This is a genomic window from Methanosarcina barkeri str. Wiesmoor, assembly GCF_000969985.1.
In the GTDB taxonomy this organism is placed as follows: Archaea; Halobacteriota; Methanosarcinia; order Methanosarcinales; family Methanosarcinaceae; genus Methanosarcina; species Methanosarcina barkeri_B.
This window is the reverse complement of record NZ_CP009526.1, coordinates 524,699-543,519: the sequence shown is the minus strand read 5'-3', so window position 1 is coordinate 543,519 and position 18,821 is coordinate 524,699. Positions and strand designations below refer to the sequence as shown.

The window sequence follows — 18,821 nt, the reverse complement described above, 5'->3', positions numbered from 1 at the left end:
CGCAGTTGAACTAAAAATAAATAGCAAAATCAATAGCATCAGGCCGTTTGATTAAAACTTGACTTTAATCCACAGTCTTTAACGTAATTGATTTTGTTTCTCAAGTGCGTAAGTCCTAAGAGTATATATTATTGTAGCAGGCGGTGCAAGAAGGATAACTTACAAAAGCTCGCAAGCAATAGAATTTACTTAACAGCTTACCTGTGGAGCTATTATTAATCTGTCTCTACATTCCATCCTTCTTTATATATGATTATTAACTATTCCTCAAATAGATTACCTTGTAAAATACAGTAGCGAAATATATTTCAGAGTTGCAACAAACTTTTTCGAAAAAAGTTTGATCAAAAAGTGTGAGCGAAATATCTCGAAATATATTTCAGAGGTGCAACAAACTTTTTCGAAAAAAATTTGATCAAAAAGCGTGAGCGAAATATCTCGAAATATATTTCAGAGGTGCAACAAACTTTTTCGAAAAAAGTTTGATCAAAAAGCGTGAGCGAAATATCTCGAAATATATTTCAGAGGTGCAACAAACTTTTTCGAAAAAAGTTTGATCAAAAAGTGTGAGCGAAATATATTTCAGAGTTGCAATCATCGAAGAGAAACATATTCATAAAAAATATATGGAGATAAGAATGCCAGAACCATCCAGTAAACCCGTACTTGTCACCTGTGGCCTGCCTTATGCTAACGGCAAGGCTCATATCGGGCATCTCCGGACCTATGTGCCCGCTGATATTTATGCCCGTTCCCTACGAAAAGAAGGGAGGGACGTTACTTTTGTCTGCGGCTCGGATACTCACGGCACCCCCATTGTCGTAAATGCCGAAGAACTAGGGATCACTCCTAAAGAACTTGTAGAGGTATATCACAAACATTTTGACGAGACTTTCAAGCAGCTTGGAGTTTACTTTGATGCTTTTGGGACTACGGACGATCCTGAAAATCATAATCGGACCCTGGATATTGTTAACAGGCTGATTGAAAAAGGCTATGTGTACCCGAAAACTATCGAAATTGCCTATTGCCCTAAGTGCAATCGTTTTCTCCCTGACCGCTATGTAGAAGGTTCCTGCCCTCACTGCGGCGAAATTGCAAGAGGAGACGAATGCGACCAGGGATGTGGAAAACACCTTGAGCCCGGAGAACTTCTAAACCCTGTCTGCACTATTTGCGGAGGGCCTGCCGAATACAGACAGCAGGAACACTTCTTTTTCAAGCTTTCCGAATTCAGCGACTACCTCATGGACTATCTCTCAAATGACCTTGGCGGAACCATTAATGCCAGAAACTATGCACTTGGCTGGGTAAAGCAGGGACTTACGGACTGGTGCATCACCCGTAACCTGGAATGGGGAGTAAAATTCCCTGGGCATGATGACCTCGTAGTCTATGTCTGGGTAGATGCTCCTATAGGGTATATCGCCTTTACCGAGGAATGGGCTGCAAAAGCCGGGGATTCCTGGGAAAAATTCTGGAAAAATGACGGGGAAATTGTCCATTTTATAGGAGGGGACATTACCTATCATCACTGTATCTTCTGGCCAGCTATGCTTAAAGGCGCGGATTATTCGGTGCCGACTGCTGTTGTAGCTTCAGGAATGGTCAAAATTGAAGATAAAAAGTTTTCCAAGAGCCGGGGCAATGTTGTCTGGGTAGGAGAAGATTACCTTAGCCACGGTTTCCACCCTGACCTGCTGAGATATTATCTGGCAAGTTATACTTCCCACACAAAGGAGCTGAACTTTTCCTGGCGCGTGCTTCAGGAAAAGATCAATACCGAACTTGTTTCCGTGCTCGGAAATTTCCTGTACAGGACAATGCTTTTCGCTTTCAAGAACTATGGAGAAGTCCCGTCTGGAGAACTCGAGCCTGAGGTAAGGGAAGAAATTGAAAAGGCTCTGAAGGAAGTAAAAGCCGCAATGGCTGAATACGAGTTCAAAAAAGCCGTTGATTCTGCAATGTCCCTTGCCTCTTTCGGAAACACCTACTTCCAGTCCCACGAGCCCTGGAACCTGATAAAACAGGATAAGGCAGCCTGTGGACAGGTGCTTTACAACTGCCTGCACCTGGCAAAAGCTCTATGCCTCATTTTTGAACCAGTAACCCCAGGAAGCATGGAGACCGCATGGAAAGAACTCGGGCAGGAAGGAGACCTGCACACCACGCTGTATGCTGATGCTCTCGTGCCTCTAAAAGCAGGTACAAAACTTGCAAAGCCCAAAATCCTTTTCACAAAGCTTGAAGATGACAGGATTGAAGAAATGGAAGAGATTGCAAATCAGAGAGTAAAAGCTGCAGATGCAAAGAAAGCCGCAGGAAAGGGTAACGGTAAAGAGCCCACCAAAGCCGAAGGGATGGGGCCTGCCGAAGAAGCAAAACCAGCCGAGAAAGCTGGAGGTGCAGCAAAACCCAGGGAAGAGGAAAAAGAAACACTTCCCATGATCGAGTACGAAGACTTTGCAAAACTCGACATCCGCGTAGGAAAAGTTTTGCTTGCTGAACCGGTGAAGAAGTCAAAAAAGCTTATCAGGATTGAAGTAGACATCGGTGAAGAAAAGACAAGGCAGCTTGTTGCAGGTCTTTCTTCTTATTACGCTCCTGAAGAGCTTGTAGGAAAATCTGTAATCGTACTCGCCAACCTGAAACCTGCCAAACTCTGCGGAGTTAAATCAAACGGCATGATGCTTGCAGCCGACGACGGCGGAGAAATCGTATCAGCCCTGATGCCGGATAAAGAGATAAAACCGGGTTCAAGGATACGCTGAAACAACCTCTTGAATTCAAAAATACTTTTACTGGCTTAGAACCGTCTTCTAATTATATATTAGAGGACACCTCAACCAGTTTATCTGGCAGCGCATTCCAGAAAAGGTAGAGTTAAGCAAAAAAGATAAAATACAATTTGAAAAGAGTAACATGCAGGTAGAATTCAATCCTGTTATTTATGAGGTAGGGGTTTCATTTTTATTTTCTGCTTTTTACTCTTATTTTCTGCTTTCTGTTTTTATTTTCATTTAATAAGCGTTATGGATTCTTCATTATTTTTTGCTCAAGCATCAACAACGTAACCCATAACAAAAAGTATTTTATTAATATGAAAAATATTATTATATAGTTACATAGATTTGATAGATATAAAGTAAGCTGTTTGAATAAATCCCATACTTTCAACTTTTATTTTTAAATCTCAGTGGAGTTAGATGAATATGATTTAATAAATGGAAAAAACAGACAGTTATTACAATAAATCATGAAAAATCCAGCCAGAGATGTCGATGACCTACTCTTTAGAAAATTGAAATAATGAACAGGAGAACTTTGATGAAACGCCTAAATTTGTTTTCGATACTTTTTACACTTATACTGCTTCTTCTAGTTCCGAATCTCGCAGCGGCTTCATTTATTGCAGAAGCTGCAGAAATACCGTACCAGATAAACAGCTCTGACCGCATAGTTATTGGTACAGTGAGCAGGGTTGATATGTTTCGTGACCACATGATTGCTACAATTAAAGTTAATGAGTGGCTCTATAACTCTCTGCCCACAAAAACCATAAAAGTAAGAAGTGGAATCGGGACTAATGTAGCGATGTCAACCGAGCCCAATTTCATTCAGAACGAATCAGTGCTCTTGATGCTAAATGATATAAATCTAGATCAACAGCTTTTCCATGTTGCTATAGGAGATCCAGGAAAACACCCAATTTCTGATAGAGATGCGGTAATTGACGAGCTAAAAGCTCTGGGTAAGTGGCCGGAAGAAAACCAAAACGAAAACAAAACAAACGAGACTGAAGAGATAGAGAACATTGAACCAATAGACAAGCAAGAAGAAAATCAAACAGAAAATAAGACAAATGAAATTAAGACAAATGAAACTAAGACAAATGAAGCCGAAATAACAGAGAATACGAGAACAACAGGCGAACAGGAAGAAGGTTCCAATCAGGCCCAGAAATCAAACACCACTCCTTTCATGAGTCCTATCAATGCGATTGCAGTAATTTTTGGGGCAGTCAGATACTTAAAAAGGAAAAACTAACAATGGCTCTTCGTTATTTTGCGTGGGCTGAAAATAATTATCCAGTTAAAAACAGCTTCATCAAATAGATAAATATTGAGCTTGAATGTGGTTTTCCTCACAAAAAGTTTTCTAATATTATGTATGGTTCACCACATTTCGAAAGCAACGAAAAACTACTCACTAAAAACAGCGAAGACCCTTCTTACTTGTGAAACTTCAAAAAAGAGCACTAGACAAACAAAAACGAAAAGTTAATTGGGAAATAACTCCTCGAAACATAATACTAAACTTCGAAAGGTATGCCATGAAATCTACTGCTGAAGATTTAATAAATGGGGAAATAAGCAGTGTAGGAGTTTATCTATACAACAAATTAAAGAATTACGTTTTTGAAAAGGAGTCTAGTGAAAAAACAGCCATTAGAAAAGCTGATTTTGGAAAAATAATTGAAGAGAAAACAGATTTAGAAGAGTTTCCTGCGGTATCTAAAGAGGACATAAAGGCTATTTGTGAGATTTTATACAACTCTAAAGATATCGAAATAATAATCAAGCAATTATATGTGTTTCAGAGTGATATTAACAAAAGCCTTGATGAAATCAAGGAAGATTTTGTATCGTTATTTCCCAAGACAATAAATCTAGAAAATGGAAGAATAAATCTGGAAACTGGGGAAAGAATTTCTTTTTTACTTAAGATATTTGAGGTACTAGACGAAGGAATTCAAACTGCTCTAAACAGGGCAGTAGATGAGGGATCTTCAGGTGCCTCTAACGCACTCTCCAACCGTCGGCACTTTGATATGAAAAATAAATTAGCAAATGGATTCAAAGAAGTTAAAAAGCTTATAAACGAGAGCTCCAGAGCAGTTCAAGAAAAGAAAATCCCAACTGAAAAGTTACCGTCCTTATTTATTTCGTATGCCCGAGAAGATGACGAGCCATTTGTGGAAAAACTCTACCAGGGTCTGAAAGAGAAAGGTTTTGAGATCTGGTGGGATAGAACCGCCATGAAAAATCGCGGCAGAACTTTTTTGCAGGAAATAAGAGATGCAATTGAAGATTCAGACCTATTGATTGCCGTTATAGGACCTAAAGCAATTGAATCTGATTCTGTTCGATATGAATGGGAACATGCCCTTCTTTTTAGTAAAGGTGTGATTCCAGTTTTGCGTATGGGTGATTATAACTTACTTCTTCCTGAAATGTCAAAATTACACTGCCCGGATTTTCGAGAAAAGCGTCCTTACGAGGAGGCACTCGAAGAACTTATCCGGCTTTTAAAAGAGCCTATTCCTTCTCTTGGCCCAATAATTGGAATTCCCTCGCTTCCTCCTAACCACTTACCTAGAAAAAACGATCTCAATATAATTAAAGAAATAATATTAGCTGACACAGTTAAACCTGTGGTAATCACATCTACGAAACAAGTTACTGCACTTCAAGGTATGGGAGGAATGGGAAAATCCGTATTATCAGCAGCTTTTGCCCGCTCTGCGGAAACTCGTAGAGCTTTTTATGATGGAATATTCTGGATTACTGTTGGATTAGAAGCATCGGAATCTGATGCTAGTGGGAATATGAGACTGATCGGAACAAATCTTGGAGATGACCCTGTAAATTATAGTAGTAAAAAAGAAGCTGAAGCGAGTCTTTCAAAGATGCTATCAGATAAAGTCTGCCTCATTATACTTGATGATGTCTGGAAAGTTCCACAAGCTACGCCTTTCTTCAATGCTTTAGGTTCACGTTGCAGGCTACTTATTACCACGCGAAATGATGACGTTGTCACTTCTCTTGGAGCTCAGAAACATGAAATAAAAGTGCTCGGCAAACCTGAAGCATTGAAGCTTCTAGCAAATTGGTGCGAACAGGAAATAGATTCATTGACATCTAAGGCTGCCGAGGTTGCCAGAGAGTGCGGATACTTACCACTTGCCCTATCCATATGCGGTGCAATGGCTAAAAGTGGCATATCATGGACGTATATCCTCGAAGCCTTACAAGAGGCTGATCTTGAATTCATTGAAGCTCAATTGCCAAATTATCCAGATCCCAATGTAGGCAGAGCATTGAAAGTCAGTGTAGATTTTCTATCACTTGAAGATCCTAATGCTGTAATGCGTTATCAGGAATTAGTGATCTTTCCTGAAGATGAATTAGTGCCCGAAACTACAATTGCAATGCTTTGGGAACATACTGGGAACCTGAAAAGACGCAATGTTGAAAAACTGCTCACTAAATTGAAAGATAGATCTCTTCTGCGACTTGATGGTGAAGCCCCTAATCGCCTTATATCTCTGCATGACCTGCAATTAGATTACTTGAGAGCGACAGTGGGGGATTTAACCAGTCTCCATAACAAGCTGCTGGCAGCATATGGTAAAGAATGTGGCAATAAATGGAGTAATGGTTCTGAAGATGGCTATTTCTTCGAACATCTTGCATACCACATGAAAGAAGCTGGAAGAAGGGAAGAACTTCACAAGCTCCTTTTAGACTTTGAGTGGATGTGCAAAAAGATCAAATGTGTTCGTTTAATGCAGGAAAAAGATGGAAAAGGAATCCCAGATTTAAATTCCCTACTTCATGATTACGAATTTCTCTCTAATGAACCAAAAATTGAACTTGTGAAAGAGGCAATCCAGCTTTCTTTTGACATTATAGCTAAAGATGAAGCTCAATTTTCTGGGCAACTTATTGGACGACTGCAAGTTTTCAATCAAAATGAAGAAATAAGATTATTATTGGATCAAGCTACTCAATGGAAAGAAGAAGATGTCAGACTAATTCCTCTTCAACCTTGCCTAAAACCGCCCGGTGGCTCGCTGAAAAGAACTTTTAAGGCACATGCTCATCCAATAAATGATGTCGTTATCACATCCAATGGAAAAGTTGCAATTTCGGCTTCAACGGACAAAACCATTCGAATTTGGGATTTGAATGAGTGGATAGAAAAGGGGACGTTGAAGGGACATCTCACTCCTGTAACTGCAATTGCGGTATCATTGGACGGAAAATACGCCGCTTCTTGTTCTTACCACATAATGTGCTTAATTGGAGATAACAACATTAAGGTTTGGGACTTGGAAAAAAGAGAAGAAAAAACAACTCTTAAAGGACACACACATTGGGTCCAAACAGTTGCTATTACTCCAGACGGAAAATATATCGTTTCTGGATCACTTGATAAAACTATTAAATTTGGGATTTAGAAACAGGAAAAGAGAAAACGACATTAGTAGGACATGAAGGGCCGGTAGATAAAATTGTAATAACTCCCAATGGAAAATATGTACTTTCTACTTCTTCTTCCGCTTTTGAAAATCTAGAAAATTCATTGCATGAAATTCCAGGAGACAATACTATTAAAGTTTGGGATTTGGAAAAAGGAGAAGAAATGGCAACTTTGAGAGGTCACGAGAAGGTATTCTCAATTGCAGTAACTCCGAATGGAAAATATGCTGTTTCAGGTTCACACGATGGAACTCTTAAGGTGTGGGATTTAGAAAAATGGAGAGAAATAAGAAGTTTAAGAGCGCATTCAAAATCAATAACTGCTTTTGCGATAACTTCTGATGGAAAACTTGTCGTTTTGGGTTCACTTGATGGAAACCTAGAGGTTTGGAATTTGGAGACAGGAGAAGAAAAAGCAGCTTTCAAAGAGCATTCAGAGCCAATAACTGAAATTGTAATCACACCTGACGGCAAGCGTGCCGTTTCAGGCTCATCTGATAACACCTTAAAAGTTTGGGATCTGGAGAAAATGGAAGAACTTACGACTTTAATAAGCCACTCAAACTCAGTAAGTAAAATCGCAATCACCCCTAGTGGAAAATATGCTATATCAGGTTCATCTGATAACACTTTAAAAGTCTGGGATTTGAAAAAATTAGATGAAGAAACAATATCTACAGGACATTCAAAGTCAGTAAATAAAATCGTAATCACTCCTGATGGCAAACTTGCCGTTTCTAGTTCATATGATGGAACTCTAAAGGTTTGGGACTTGAAAACAAAAGAAGAAAAAGTAACTTTAAAAGGGCACTCTGGGCCAGTAACTGATTTTGTGATAACTCCTGATGGGAAGCGTATTATTTCAGGTTCAAGTGATAAAACCTTAAGGGTTTGGGACTTGAAAAAAGGAAACATGACTTTAAAAGGCCACAAGCGTGAAGTGACTTCAGTAGCAATTACTTCTGATGGAAAATATGCCATCTCAGGCTCATTTGATAGAACAATTAAAGTATGGGACTTGGAAAACGGAAAAATAAAAGTGACGTTAGAAGGTCACAAAAACTACATATCCACTATTTCAATTATACCAAATAAAAATTGTATTGTATCGTCTTCACATGATGAAACTCTTAAGGTGTGGGATTTAGATAGAGGAATAGACACAATAACTCTTATTGGTCATTCAGGATCAGTAAGTTCAGTAGCAATAACTCCTGATGGAAAGTCTATTGTTTCGGCTTCAGGAGATGGTACACATAAAATATGGAGTTTGGAGAACAGAGAAGAAATAGCAACTTTGGAAGGTCATAAATCTGCACCATCAACAATTGTGATCACACCGGATGGAAAATATGCAGTTTCAGCTTCATATGATAGAACCATTAAGATTTTGGATTTAAAAAAACAAATAGTAAAAACGTCACTTAGAGGACATACTGATTCTGCCACTTTAGTCGCAGTCACTTCTAATTCACGGTATGTTGTTTCAGCTTCTAGAGATAATACCCTTAGGGTATGGGATTTAGAAAGTAGTAGCGAAGTTTCTTGCTTTACAGGAGATGTTCCATTTACAGCTTTTGATATTTTGAAAGATGAAAATATTATTGTTGTTGGAGATTCTTTGGGAAAAGTTTATTTTTTCCATTTGCATATACCCTGTAAAAATAACTTTTACTTCTAAAGAGAAAATAATTGAATCTAACTTACGCAGGTTATATTTTTATATTACCATTCAAGATACTGATTAACAGAAGTATATTTGAATTTAGGATAGATTAGTGATTTTTTATTTTCAGTACCATCTCAAGATAAGAAGTCCTGATAGAATCCTTTTCCCCAGCGCCAAACTGTTTTAGCAGTTAGAATAAATTTGCCCTTGAAGTTTCGAGCTCTTTTTCGTTTTCAGCCACAATTTCGACTTCAAGGACAATTATTCAAAATAGTTGAATCCTTGAGGATTAACGCGATACCAAGTATTTTCAGTCCAAACGTACAACTTTTAAAAGAGACTGAATCGGAACATTAAAGATTGTATCTACACCTTTTTTGTCTACCAGGACCACTACAACTCTTGGTTTTGCACCCATTTCCCTCAGTTGCTCAATCACTTCCCTACTGGTTGAACCGGTGGTAATAACATCATCCACGATAACGCAGTTTTTACCGGCAACGGATCCAAAATTTCTGCTTATAGTCCCTTTGCCTGCGCGAACAGTCTCCTGCCCTTTACGATGGTAAATAGCCAAATCCGCACCCAGCTCATATGCCATCATGCTTGCCAGAGGAATACCATTGGCTGCAACGCCAACAACCACATCTACTTCAGCACCTATTTTTTCCAAGTTCTCGAGCGCCACATCGCAGAGTGCAAGCGAGATGTTGTGGAGACGTTTAGCACTTTTTCCTATGTTGTTCCAGTTTACAGAAATATCTTTTGGAGCGGGAGTTATTTCTTCTTTTTTTGAACGGGTTAAAAGCCAGGTAACGGTTTCCCTTGAAACATTGAGTTCGTCGGCGATCTGGCCCATCGCAAGCCCGTTGCTTTGCAGTTCCACAGCTTTCTGTATTAAATCTTCTATATCCTTCATGCCTCCATACCCACCTGAAATGTTTATCCGGCTGTATTTCCGGGGTTTCCAAATTAAGATAATATTATAATATCAAGTGTTATATCAATTTCTTCAGCTTAAGATTAACTCTTTTACAAGACACTACCTGTAAAAAGAGTGTACGAAAAACATTGAAAAATTGTTACATACATCTACCAGATGTATTAACCTTTATTTTTCTCCAGTACCATCTCAAGATAAGAAGTCCTGATAGAATCCTTTTCTCCGGCACCAAACTGTTTTAGTAATTCAAATAACTTTGCCCTTGAAGTTTCGAGTTCTTTTTCATTTTCAGCCACGATTTCGACTTCAAGAAATTCTCCAAGCCCTTCAACGGCATCGAGGCAGACAGTGATCTCTTCCGCCCTGAAAACTTCCCTTTTTTTGCGGACTACTCCGGCTTCCGAAAACCCAAGGGCATGCAGTATTTGTGTTGTAGTGGCCTCGTCTACAGGAGTTTCGAGTTCTTCCCGGGTCTTGGAGATCCCATCGAGTTTGGGGCCTTTGTAAGTCAGTACAGCCTGATCATTCAGGGAACGTATCCTGAGCGCTTCATCGGTTTTTGCAAAATCCCTGTGAGGAGCTGCAAAATAAACGTCGGACTGGTTCTCAACTCCAAGTTTTACTGCCCCTATTTTCTTGAGAATAGGGCGGGCCTTTGAATGGTCTGTTCTGACTTTGACCTCGATTTCAATCATAATTTTCAGGCATCTCCAGTTAAATACGATTAAATTAGTAAACACTTACATTAAAAAGGATATATAAATTTGCTTGAAGCAAACTCTATCAAATCTATGGGCGATAAGTCTACTAGTGACAAAAATTATACCAGCGAATATAGAACTCATGAAATTGTCCTCCCCTTGACTTGACATAACCCTGTTATTCTTACCTTAGAACGATGTAAAAAACATAATCCTATAATTGGCATTACAATTAACCAATAAAGGAAATAAATTGCTATGAGACCGTCACTAAAAGATGCCTCGTGTGAGTGCCTTGATGAAAGTTTCCAGACTGCAAAGAAAAGGGAAAATATAGAGATAACGCTCACTATAAATGAAACTGCAAGATATGGCTTCATCGAGTATGGATGTCTATGCAAAGATAAAAAGACCAGTAACGAAAATGGGGACAGAAACGACAGAAGTGTTATCACGATGGGTGTTACGAGGTACCTGTAGTCACCAGAAGTTTTTCACCATTAACTTGCCAAAAACTTACGAGAAATAGTAAAAAGAGCGAAATACAAAACGGGACTGCCAGATACCACTGGGTAGTACTTTTCTTGCTTCTGATAAGAAAAGTACAGAACCGAAAAGAGAGATAGTGCTCATTAATTCTAGAAGGACAGCCTCATCGCTATCGGGCAGCAAATGGAAGACATCGGATATAATTGCGACCACAAGCATAAAAATAACAGACATCAACGCCATCGCAATTTTCATCCTCATCAAATATCCTCAATAAAATATAAAAATTGGATGAAAAATTGTAATATTGGATGAAAAATTATAATATTGGATGAAAAATTATAATCTGTGTATTTAATGAGTTCATCCCAAAACCAGTTTTATACTCAAAATTGATAGAATTTTAGAACTATTTCCCGTGATTAGAAACTCATTGATTATTTTTAATTCCATATTTGGAGAAGCAGTCTTGAGTTATGGGATAGGCTCAATATTAAAAGCTAAAGAAAATGGGACCCGGAAAATCCGGATCTTTCATGCATCTTCAGGAACGAACTTGGTGCCATAATAGATCATGCCACCTTCACCGTCCTCTCCGAGCTTACGGAATACGGATCTTACCCTCATTCCAATATGAATTTTTTCAGGATCACCAATTACCTGCGAAGTCAGGCGGGGACCTTCATCTAGCTGAATTATCGCAAGAGTGTAAGGAGTCTGGTCTTCAAAACCTTCCGCAGCTGTATGGATTATTGTATACGATATTATTTTCCCAGTGCCTTTGAACTTGTAAGGTTCAATATGACCTACACGCCTGCAGTTTACGCAAAAATTGCGCGGGGGATAGAAATGTTCCCCACATTCTTTGCAACGGGTACCTTCAAGGTTATACCTGCTGCCGATACTTCTCCAGAATCTTGGAACGGAAGACATCGGATATCACCTCTCCCTCGAAAAAATATGCACTACTGCTGTTGCTCCTGACCCTCCTACATTATGGGTCATGCCGTACTCTGCGCCTTCGATCTGACGCTTGCCTGCGTCTCCGCGCAGCTGAGTTACAATTTCTACGGCCTGCTTTACGCCTGTTGCCCCTACTGGATGTCCGCAGGCCTTGAGGCCGCCGGATGTATTGACAGGAATCCTGCCTCCTATTGCGGTTTCCCCGTTTGCTGTGACAATTCCGCCTTTTCCTTTTTCTGCAAACCCGAGGTCTTCAATTGCGCAAATCTCAGCAATGGTGAAGCAGTCATGTACTTCCACAAGGTCGATATCTTCAGGCCTCAGTTTTGCCATGGAATATGCGCGTTTTGCAGCCACCACGGTTGCATCGAGGGTTGTTATATCCCGCCGGTCATGAAGCGCAATTGTATCACTTGCCTGAGCGGTTGCCCTGATATAAATAGGAGTATCCGTGTACTTGTGCGCAATATCCGCTGGGGCAAGCACAAGAGCTGAAGCGCCGTCAGTTATTGGAGAACAGTCAAAAATATGTAAAGGATCGGCTACCATTATAGAGTTCAATACGTCGTCCACAGTGATTCTGTTTTTATACTGAGCAATAGGATTCAAAGAGCCATTTTTATGATTCTTTACGGCAACTTCGGCAAGCTGTTCGCTGGTAGTCCCATACCTGTGCATATGCAACCTTGCAATCATTGCATAAATCCCGGGAAAAGTTGCCCCTGTCATCCCTTCCCACTCCCGATCGGCCGCTGCTGCAAGAGCTGAAGACGCTTCCTCAGACTCTACATCAGTCATTTTTTCTGCTCCTGCTGCAATCACGATATCGTTATAACCGGAAGCTACAGCCATGATGGCCTGTCGAAGGGCAAGCCCACCCGACGCACAGGCAGCTTCAACTCGCGTAGCCGGCACATGCAGGTTCTTGGAAAGTCCCGAATAGTCCGCGATAAGAGCCCCTATATGTTCCTGATCAATAAATCGGCCTCCGCTCATGTTTCCTACGTAGAGGGAGTCGATTTCTTTTCCACCAATACCTGCGTCTTCGAGTGCTCCGGCCCCGGCTTCTACTACTATATCCCTCAGGGAACGTCCCCAGAGTTCTCCGAACTTGGTATTCTTTACTCCGATAATTGCTACGTCTCTCATATTCTTCACTCCGTTTTCATGACCTGCGGATCTTACCTTTATGTTTGGCGTATCTTGCATAGTCAATATATATAGGATCTTTAATCAGTTCGGAAACCGTCGGAGCCCTGTTTCGTATTTCCTCGATCCTATCTGTAACCGTTATACTAAAAGCATCAGACCCTGCACCTGACCCGAATGCAGTCGCGAAAATTCTGTCCCCTGGTTTTGCCTGGTCCAGAGTTGCAGCAATTCCCATAAGACAGGAACCTGAATACGTGTTCCCGATTTTTGGAACTACAAGTCCTGGAGCAATCTGGGCCTTAGTGAAACCCAGGGTTTTTGCAGCTTTGGTAGGGAATTTACCATTTGGCTGATGGAAAACCGCATAATCATAATCTTCAGGCTTTGTTCCAAGTTTATTCAGAAGACCTTTTGCGCCGTTAGTCACATGCTTGAAGTAGCCTGGCTCTCCTGTAAAACGGCCTCCGTGTTCAGGATAGGGCATTCCTTCCCTTCTCCAGAAGTCAGGGGTGTCAGTTGTAAAAGAATAAGTATCTTCAATAATTGCGGCAAGTTCGGATTCTTTTTTCCCAATGAGGCAGGCAACTCCTCCTGCAGCTGCAGTATACTCGAGGGCATCACCTGGGGCCCCCTGAGAAACATCGGCTCCTATAGCCATGCCCAGGTCAATCATCCCTGAACTTACCAGTCCCATACAGGCCTGAACTGCGGCTGTCCCTGCTTTACATGCAAATTCGAAGTCTGCTGCAGTCATGTTTGGGGTCGCTCCTATAGCCTGGGAGACAATTGTGCTTGTTGGCTTTACAGCATAGGGATGACTCTCCGAGCCTGTATATACCGCCCCAATCCTTTCTGGATCAACCCCGCTTCTTGTCATCGCGTATCTTGCCGCTTCCACAGCTATAGTTGCTGCGTCTTCATCGATATCAGGTACGGATTTTTCATATACCATCAGGCCACTTTTAAGAGCATTTGCATCATCACCCCATACCCGGGCGATTTCTTCAACTTTGATACGGTATCGGGGGACATAAGCACCGTAAGACACGATTCCAATAGTCATTATTTCCACCTGTTTTTGAGTGTTTCAGGGCATTAGAATTCAGGGTTTTATTCCCTGGTATAATATTGACTGTATTTTCTAAGTAACTGAACAATCTGGTCAAGATCCATTTTAGTTGCAACCAGGGGAATACGATCGACTTCTGCCATTTTGATTGCAACAGGTTCGACCTCTTCTTTTCGAAGCCCGTGAAGTACCACGGCACCAGGCTTAAGGTTGGTAACCCGGATGGCTACCATTGGGGATTTACCGGTGCTGACCTTCGTGAAGATCATGGCCCTATCGGTACTCCAACCATAGAGCTTCTGAAACTCATGGGAAGAAAGTTCCAGGATTGCTCTCTGGCTGTCAATGACAGAGAAACCGTAAAGAGGTCTTTCAACTCCTTTGTAGATAATGTCTCCTTCAATAAGGTTGACCAGTTTAGCAAGCTGTATCGGGATCGTATACTCGTATGTTGAGTAAATGGATTTCGTACCGCTTTCGGCATTAAGTACAGATTCGTAAGCGTGAATTTTTTTGCTTCCCCTATCCATATCAATTTCAAGTAGGCACTCAACAATCTTTTTTATAATTAGTGTTCCTGGAGACTTTCGTCTCCCACTTTCATAATCACTGATAACGGAGGGGGAAACCTTAAGATAACTTGCAATGTCGGTCTGGGATATCTCAAAATTCAATCTCCATTTTTTGAGCGACTCTCCCGGCTTTTCCGAAAGGGTTATATCTCCAGCCATTTTTTCCGCCAGACGGTTGCGCAGATTTTCTGAGGATTCATTAGATGTCATGACTCACGTACTCTAAGAGGAAACATTACCTTATATATCTAACGAATATGAATTCGGCAATTGTCGCAAGACTTCTGAATCAATGTACTGCAAATGCTCTTAAAAAAATTTATAATACTTGCGAAAGAATTAATGTATGATGTCAACCGATTCGTCCAATAAGGAGATAAATGTCTCAGACCTTCTTCTATACACCAACTGCCCGAGGAGAGTATACTTTGTCAGTCGAGGCTTTGAATTGTTTTCGGAAGTGACCGCCTCCAGGCTCGAAAGAATAATCCTGAAGGAACTCTCCCTGAATTACCCCGAAATTGTGAAGGAGTGTTCGTTAAACGCCGATAGCCTTCATGAAGAGCTTGAAATTTCCCTGTCAAAGGTATGTACAGACCTCCCACTCCTGTTTCCGCGAGAACTCGTAGGTGTTACAAAGGAGATTTATGAGGAAGGAGAAGCGCGGGCAAGAGCTAAACTTCCCGAAATTACAGCCAACCTGCTGGGAGCACTTGAAGAATTTGGGAAAGAGCCTATGCTTGCGGCACTTACGCCTGTTAAAACCGAGCCATTTCTGTCCTCAGAAAGACTCAACCTCAAAGGTGTTCCATCAAAACTCGTTTGCTTTGAAGGTGTGCAGGTTCCCTCAATATTAAAGCCCGGAAGCTGCCCTCAACATGGAGTATGGGCTTCTGACCGGATACACGCCGCAGCTTTTGTCCTGCTTCTTGAAGCCGAAAATGAAAAAGAAGTTCCCTTTGCCTTCGTGGAGTATGTAAGTTTCGGCCTGCTCCGAAGGGTGGCTGTTCGAAGCTCGGATAGGCGGGAAGTGCTCAAAATCTGTAGAGAAGTGAAAAAAATTAAAGACGGAATTATGCCTGAGAGAAAAGAAGAAAAATTCTGCAAAGAGTGTAATTTTTCAGAACACTGCGTTTCAGAGTCTTCCCTTATGTCAAAATTTTTCTGAACAGGAATAAATTTTGAAATTCACTGAATGGATTTGACTTAGGAGTCCTTACCCCTGTACCTTTAGAACTCAAGAGAACGCAGGAGAAGAGAAGATGTTATTTTTCTGTATATCATCCCTATTTAATAGACTCAATACATAATCTCTTATTAGGTCATATTTGCAAACAAATGGTCAACTTTTTAAAATGTATGCTCAATGTATGACAATATGAGCCAAAGTGAAGAAAATATTAAAAGCGAAATAAATAGTTGTAACACATGCTCAGCTGATCCTAAAAATTGGCGTATTTGTGTTAAAACTTGGATGGGATGGCTGAAAAACAGGATTTTGGGGGTAAAAAATTGGGTTAGTGAAATTTGTTTGATTTCGTGGAAATTAATATTGATACTAATTCTTTCTGGACTGATAATGTTAATTGCAAAGGAGATATGCGGATTTTTATTTTGGGATGATAGACTTGCTCTTTTTAATTCGACATTATTTGTTACTGATGATGTTGACACAAAAGCAACTTTACTTGGTATGTCTGCAAATGTAATTCTTACCTCTTCGCTTATTGTGGTTACAGCATTCTATGCGTTAGACACCCATGCTATGTTGAAGCAATCAAAAGACAAACAAAGAATTGAATATATTGAAAAATCACTAGAAAATTTTTATCTGCCAGTTAAAGATATTTTGCAGGATAAACAATACTTTTTACCTGAACTGTGTCCTGCACGCAGTAATCTTCATTATGACGGGAATTATAAAAAATATTTACTTCTTTTTGACCCTCCTGATCCATATACTAAAGAGAACCCACAAGCTATTCTTTATCACGTACAATCAGCGGAGCTTAAAAAATTTGGAATTTATACATACCGTGTTAATAAGTCGACTTTTGATTTATTTTATAAAGTTACAACTATGGAAGCTTATAATAAACATTTACAGGATTGCAAAGAAAACAGTAACGCAAAACTATTATTAAAGTATACAAAGACGGATTTTGATGAATTATTATGTCTTGTAAATAAGGATATTGAAGATTACCAGGAAGAATTGGACAGATTAACAAGAAATTCATCTAAATAAACGGATATGATTGCCTCGAATGACAGACACAAAGAAATGAAAGTACTTTTCACCTCACCCTTTTTTGACTATCGATCTCGTCATTACCTTAGGTGTTAAGGTTGTCCTAATTTTGGTTTTTTAAACCATTGCTAAACTAATCAGTGAATTACCATAAAAAGCTTAAATGTGATTGGGAGCAGAAAATGAAAGCAGCATAGGCAACCAGTTTTATCCCGTAATTTCATTTAAATAAGCAAACTAAGAAAAAGAAAAAGTAACAAAAACAAACTGTTGAGATATGAAGTTTCGAGTTTTAATTTTTATAGAAGATATATATTTTTAGCGCAAAACCTCCACCTTGAACCCTTTTTTCGAGCCTACTATAGTATTATAGAAGCTAGCTGCAATACGCCCTATAAAGTATCCAGATACTCCATAAAATATAGGTAGACTAAGTACAGCCCATTTCCCGAAAATTGAGGAAAAAATTCCGAATTTTTTTGGTATAGAAATTCCCATTAAAGCAGCGATTGTTGTAAAAAACCCAAAAACTAAACCCATTGTTCCATAAAGGATTGTAAGGATTTTCCCGAATCCGGCTGAATCTATTTCTTTTATGACTACCATGAAGTTCCCCCAATATCCATTATTTCTGCATTTGTATATATCTATATCATGAGCCGATTCTGAAACCAGTCTAATAAATAGCAGTCTAAGTAATAGTAATTTTATTATTTTCAATATTATAATATTCTTCTGTAAAACAGATTACAAAACAGATTACATTTGTGGAAGTCCATAGACCTATATGTTCTTCCACAGAAACAACATACAAGAATGCTTTTTGAAGATGCAAGAAAATCAATGAATAGGATATATCTGTAATTGCAACAGGTTGTACATTGAAAGATGTTCTCCGTCGCTATGGTCACAAGTTAATAATTATGATTTCATCTCTACTTATGTGAAATATGATATATATCAGGAAATGTTTAACGAGTTGTCAAACAGAGGTTATGATTTGAAGAAAACAGATCTTCCTTATTATATATTACTTAAAGAAGCATAACTTACACGTTTAGACATGAAACGGGAAATATAAGTTGATGCGGAAGAGTATATTATCAAGTAAGATTATTTTGTAATAAAGAAAACAAAAATTAACACTTTTCCGGATATGATGAACTGAAACTATGATGAACTGAAACAATTGCTTGATATTATCAATAAATTTTATTGGAAGGGTGGGCAAATATATATTTTAAAAATAGCAACACAAGAGGACTATAATTTCATTTATAACTTGAATAAGGCTAACATAGAAGATTATGTAATAAAAACATGGGGCAATTGGAACGAAGATTTTCAAAGAGAGTTTTTCAGCAGGTATTTCCAAACTATAGAATTCCAGATTATTGTTGTAAATGATAAAAATGTTGGCATTGTTGCTTTCAGTCAAAATGAAAAATCCACTGTTATTGATGAAATACAAATATTGCCTGAATATCAGAATAAAGGAATAGGAACTTTAATTCTTTCAGATATTATTGCCAATGCTCAAAAGACAAAAATAGAAATAAATCTCAAAGTGTTAAAAGTTAATTTTATAGCTCAAAATTTTTACAACAAACTTGGTTTTAAAAAAATTGGAGATACAGAAACTCATTTTCTTCTTAGTAAAAAACCCAATTTGAATATTCCGAATTATCCGGATATTGAATCCAGGGAATCTAGACACTAAACTGAAACATTCAGACCGATTTTGTCA

The 18,821-nt window shown here is 39.3% G+C and carries 16 protein-coding genes; 8 read left to right on the top strand and 8 right to left on the bottom strand.

All coding sequences use genetic code 11. The features are described 5' to 3' along the window. Positions 1 to 638 precede the first annotated feature (638 nt). The 4 genes from metG to MSBRW_RS02435 all read left to right on the top strand — a co-directional run bounded on the left by metG (position 639) and on the right by MSBRW_RS02435 (position 8,946). A complete protein-coding gene (gene metG / locus MSBRW_RS02445; RefSeq protein ID WP_011305575.1) occupies positions 639 to 2,771 on the top strand; it encodes a methionine--tRNA ligase in 2,133 nt (710 codons plus the stop codon). Positions 2,772 to 3,327: 556 nt separating this feature from the next. Beyond that, entirely contained in the window at positions 3,328 to 4,047 is a 720-nt protein-coding gene (locus tag MSBRW_RS02440) for a hypothetical protein (RefSeq protein ID WP_011305576.1), read from the top strand. Between the two features lie 286 nt (positions 4,048 to 4,333). Then, a complete protein-coding gene (locus tag MSBRW_RS20080) occupies positions 4,334 to 7,243 on the top strand; it encodes an NB-ARC domain-containing protein (protein ID WP_011305577.1) in 2,910 nt (969 codons plus the stop codon). Further along, entirely contained in the window at positions 7,231 to 8,946 is a 1,716-nt protein-coding gene (locus MSBRW_RS02435) for a WD40 repeat domain-containing protein (RefSeq protein WP_329957354.1), read from the top strand. The genes MSBRW_RS20080 and MSBRW_RS02435 overlap by 13 nt, the downstream gene beginning before the upstream one ends. 298 nt (positions 8,947 to 9,244) lie before the next feature. Here MSBRW_RS02435 and MSBRW_RS02430 read toward each other — a convergent pair whose 3' ends face one another. Further along, a complete protein-coding gene (locus MSBRW_RS02430) occupies positions 9,245 to 9,853 on the bottom strand; it encodes an orotate phosphoribosyltransferase-like protein (RefSeq protein WP_011305579.1) in 609 nt (202 codons plus the stop codon). 185 nt (positions 9,854 to 10,038) lie between these two features. Continuing rightward, positions 10,039 to 10,572, bottom strand: a complete 534-nt coding sequence (cyaB, locus tag MSBRW_RS02425) for a class IV adenylate cyclase (RefSeq protein WP_011305580.1) — start codon at positions 10,570 to 10,572, stop codon at positions 10,039 to 10,041. A gap of 264 nt (positions 10,573 to 10,836) precedes the next feature. Between cyaB and MSBRW_RS02420 the strand changes: the two genes are divergently transcribed. Further along, positions 10,837 to 11,058, top strand: a complete 222-nt coding sequence (locus tag MSBRW_RS02420) for a hypothetical protein (protein WP_048102495.1) — start codon at positions 10,837 to 10,839, stop codon at positions 11,056 to 11,058. A 36-nt stretch (positions 11,059 to 11,094) separates the two neighbouring features. On the opposite strand, the gene MSBRW_RS02415 is transcribed toward MSBRW_RS02420, so the two are convergent. The 5 genes from MSBRW_RS02415 to MSBRW_RS02395 form a co-directional block, all read right to left on the bottom strand. After that, complete coding sequence (locus MSBRW_RS02415) at positions 11,095 to 11,328, bottom strand: hypothetical protein (protein WP_048102498.1); 234 nt, start codon at positions 11,326 to 11,328, stop codon at positions 11,095 to 11,097. Positions 11,329 to 11,601: 273 nt separating this feature from the next. After that, a complete protein-coding gene (locus MSBRW_RS02410; RefSeq protein WP_011305581.1) occupies positions 11,602 to 12,000 on the bottom strand; it encodes a Zn-ribbon domain-containing OB-fold protein in 399 nt (132 codons plus the stop codon). Between the two features lie 6 nt (positions 12,001 to 12,006). Beyond that, a complete protein-coding gene (locus MSBRW_RS02405) occupies positions 12,007 to 13,179 on the bottom strand; it encodes an acetyl-CoA acetyltransferase (RefSeq protein WP_011305582.1) in 1,173 nt (390 codons plus the stop codon). Between the two features lie 16 nt (positions 13,180 to 13,195). Next, complete coding sequence (locus MSBRW_RS02400) at positions 13,196 to 14,245, bottom strand: hydroxymethylglutaryl-CoA synthase (RefSeq protein ID WP_011305583.1); 1,050 nt, start codon at positions 14,243 to 14,245, stop codon at positions 13,196 to 13,198. A gap of 47 nt (positions 14,246 to 14,292) precedes the next feature. After that, positions 14,293 to 15,033 (bottom strand): helix-turn-helix domain-containing protein, encoded by a 741-nt coding sequence (locus tag MSBRW_RS02395; protein ID WP_011305584.1) that lies wholly within the window; start codon positions 15,031 to 15,033, stop codon positions 14,293 to 14,295. Between the two features lie 136 nt (positions 15,034 to 15,169). On the opposite strand from MSBRW_RS02395, the gene MSBRW_RS02390 reads away from it, so the two are divergent. Both MSBRW_RS02390 and MSBRW_RS02385 read left to right on the top strand, forming a co-directional pair. Further along, positions 15,170 to 15,991, top strand: coding sequence for a CRISPR-associated protein Cas4 (locus MSBRW_RS02390; protein WP_048136525.1), 822 nt, complete (start codon positions 15,170 to 15,172; stop codon positions 15,989 to 15,991). A gap of 198 nt (positions 15,992 to 16,189) precedes the next feature. Next, positions 16,190 to 17,071, top strand: a complete 882-nt coding sequence (locus MSBRW_RS02385) for a hypothetical protein (RefSeq protein ID WP_011305586.1) — start codon at positions 16,190 to 16,192, stop codon at positions 17,069 to 17,071. Positions 17,072 to 17,392: 321 nt separating this feature from the next. Here the strand turns inward: MSBRW_RS02385 and MSBRW_RS02380 are convergent, their stop codons facing one another. Then, entirely contained in the window at positions 17,393 to 17,680 is a 288-nt protein-coding gene (locus MSBRW_RS02380) for a hypothetical protein (RefSeq protein ID WP_011305587.1), read from the bottom strand. A 583-nt stretch (positions 17,681 to 18,263) separates the two neighbouring features. On the opposite strand from MSBRW_RS02380, the gene MSBRW_RS02375 reads away from it, so the two are divergent. Beyond that, positions 18,264 to 18,794 (top strand): GNAT family N-acetyltransferase, encoded by a 531-nt coding sequence (locus MSBRW_RS02375; RefSeq protein WP_011305588.1) that lies wholly within the window; start codon positions 18,264 to 18,266, stop codon positions 18,792 to 18,794. Positions 18,795 to 18,821 lie beyond the last annotated feature (27 nt).

Bases quoted from the DNA above. Each gene is read 5' to 3' on its own strand.
- MSBRW_RS02385 (WP_011305586.1), top strand. From the start codon at position 16,190: ATGTATGACAATATGAGCCAAAGTGAAGAAAATATTAAAAGCGAAATA.
- MSBRW_RS02440 (WP_011305576.1), top strand. From the start codon at position 3,328: ATGAAACGCCTAAATTTGTTTTCGATACTTTTTACACTTATACTGCTT.
- MSBRW_RS02395 (WP_011305584.1), bottom strand. From the start codon at position 15,033: ATGACATCTAATGAATCCTCAGAAAATCTGCGCAACCGTCTGGCGGAA.
- MSBRW_RS02410 (WP_011305581.1), bottom strand. From the start codon at position 12,000: ATGTCTTCCGTTCCAAGATTCTGGAGAAGTATCGGCAGCAGGTATAAC.
- MSBRW_RS02415 (WP_048102498.1), bottom strand. From the start codon at position 11,328: ATGAGGATGAAAATTGCGATGGCGTTGATGTCTGTTATTTTTATGCTT.
- cyaB (WP_011305580.1), bottom strand. From the start codon at position 10,572: ATGATTGAAATCGAGGTCAAAGTCAGAACAGACCATTCAAAGGCCCGC.
- metG (WP_011305575.1), top strand. From the start codon at position 639: ATGCCAGAACCATCCAGTAAACCCGTACTTGTCACCTGTGGCCTGCCT.
- MSBRW_RS02380 (WP_011305587.1), bottom strand. From the start codon at position 17,680: ATGGTAGTCATAAAAGAAATAGATTCAGCCGGATTCGGGAAAATCCTT.
- MSBRW_RS02420 (WP_048102495.1), top strand. From the start codon at position 10,837: ATGAGACCGTCACTAAAAGATGCCTCGTGTGAGTGCCTTGATGAAAGT.
- MSBRW_RS20080 (WP_011305577.1), top strand. From the start codon at position 4,334: ATGAAATCTACTGCTGAAGATTTAATAAATGGGGAAATAAGCAGTGTA.
- MSBRW_RS02400 (WP_011305583.1), bottom strand. From the start codon at position 14,245: ATGACTATTGGAATCGTGTCTTACGGTGCTTATGTCCCCCGATACCGT.
- MSBRW_RS02430 (WP_011305579.1), bottom strand. From the start codon at position 9,853: ATGAAGGATATAGAAGATTTAATACAGAAAGCTGTGGAACTGCAAAGC.
- MSBRW_RS02405 (WP_011305582.1), bottom strand. From the start codon at position 13,179: ATGAGAGACGTAGCAATTATCGGAGTAAAGAATACCAAGTTCGGAGAA.
- MSBRW_RS02390 (WP_048136525.1), top strand. From the start codon at position 15,170: ATGATGTCAACCGATTCGTCCAATAAGGAGATAAATGTCTCAGACCTT.